Origin of the sequence: Kitasatospora sp. DSM 101779, from assembly GCF_025655475.1 — a bacterium.
Lineage (GTDB): Bacteria > Actinomycetota > Actinomycetes > Streptomycetales > Streptomycetaceae > Kitasatospora.
This window is the reverse complement of the sequence record NZ_JAHTIK010000001.1, coordinates 6170105-6171658: the sequence shown is the minus strand read 5'-3', so window position 1 is coordinate 6171658 and position 1554 is coordinate 6170105. Positions and strand designations below refer to the sequence as shown.

Annotated in this window: 1 protein-coding gene; it reads left to right on the top strand. The window is 80.8% G+C overall.

Going from position 1 to position 1554, the window contains the following annotated elements; all coding sequences use genetic code 11:
• Positions 1 to 1554, top strand: a 1554-nt coding sequence (locus tag KSNIM_RS28075) for a helicase-related protein (RefSeq protein WP_263108137.1), incomplete at both ends; no start/stop codon positions are given.

Here is a 1554-nt window from a genome sequence, read left to right as displayed (position 1 = left end):
TGGTCGCGGAGCCGCGCCGGCTCGCGGTGCGCGCGGCGGCCCGCCGGATGGCCTGGCTGCTCGGCGGCGCCGTCGGCGAGCAGGTCGGCCTGACCGTCCGCGGCGAGCGGCGGGTCGGGCCGCGGACGGTGGTCGAGGTGGTCACCACCGGTGTCCTGCTGCAGCGGCTGCAGCGGGACCCGGAACTGCCGGGCGTCGACACGGTCGTCCTCGACGAGTGCCACGAGCGGCACCTGGACGCCGACACCGCGCTCGCCTTCCTGCTCGACGTCCGGGCGGCGCTGCGGCCGGAGCTGCAACTGGTCTGCGCCTCCGCGACCTCCGACACCGCGGCCTGGGCGGAGCTGCTCGGCGGCGCGCCGGTGGTCGAGGCGCACGGTCTCTCCCACCCCGTCGACGTGGTGTGGGCTCCCCCGCCGCGCGCCGTCCGGCCGCCGCACGGCACCCGGACCGATCCGCTGCTGCTCGACCACGTCGCGGCCACCGTCCGCCGGGCGCTCGCCGAGCGCGAGGGCGACGTGCTCTGCTTCCTGCCCGGCGTCGGCGAGATCGCCGGGGTCGCCGGACTGCTCGGCAGCGGCGCCGAGGTGCTGCAGCTGCACGGGCAGGCCCCGCAGGCCGTCCAGGACGCCGCGCTCACCCCGGGCGGGCGGCGCCGCGTCGTGCTCGCCACCTCGGTCGCCGAGTCCTCGCTGACGGTGCCCGGGGTGCGCACCGTCGTCGACTCCGGGCTCGCCCGGGAGCCGCGCACCGACCACGCCCGCGGTCTCGCCGGTCTGGTCACCGTCCGCGCCTCGCTCGCCGCCGCCCGGCAGCGGGCCGGCCGGGCGGGCCGCGAGGCCCCGGGCACCGTCTACCGCTGCTGGGCCGAGGTCGAGGACGCCCGGGCGCAGCCCTTCCCCACGCCCGAGATCGCTCTCGCCGACCTCACCGGCTTCGCTCTGCAGGCCGCCTGCTGGGGCGACCCGGATGCCCGCGGCCTCGCCCTGCCCGACCCGCCGCCGGCCGGTGCGATGGCCGCGGCGCGCGACACCCTGCGGGCCCTCGGCGCCGTGGACGCGGACGGCCGGGCCACCGACCGCGGCCGGCGGATCGCCCGCACCGGACTGCACCCCCGGCTCGCCCGCGCCCTCCTCGACGGCACCGAGCTGGTCGGCGCCCGCCGCGCCGCCGAACTCGTCGCGCTGCTCTCCGAGGAGCCGCCGCGCGCCCTCGGCGACGACCTGCTCGCCGTCTGGCGGAGCGTGCGCGGCGCCGACGACCCGTACGCGCGCCGTTGGCGGGACGAGACCCGGCGGCTGCGGCAGGACGGCGGCGGGACCACCGGGGTGACCGACGAGGCCGCGGCCGGGCTGGTCGTGGCGCTCGCCCACCCCGAGCGGATCGCGCGTGCCCGCGGCGGCGACCGCGGCTACCTGATGGCCTCGGGCACCGCCGCCGAGCTCGGCCGGGGCTCGCTGCTCTCCGGCGCCGAGTGGCTCGCGGGCGCGGGGGCCGCCCCCCCCGCGGGCTCGCCGTCGGCCCGGGGGCAGCGGGCCGCCGCCCCCGACGCGG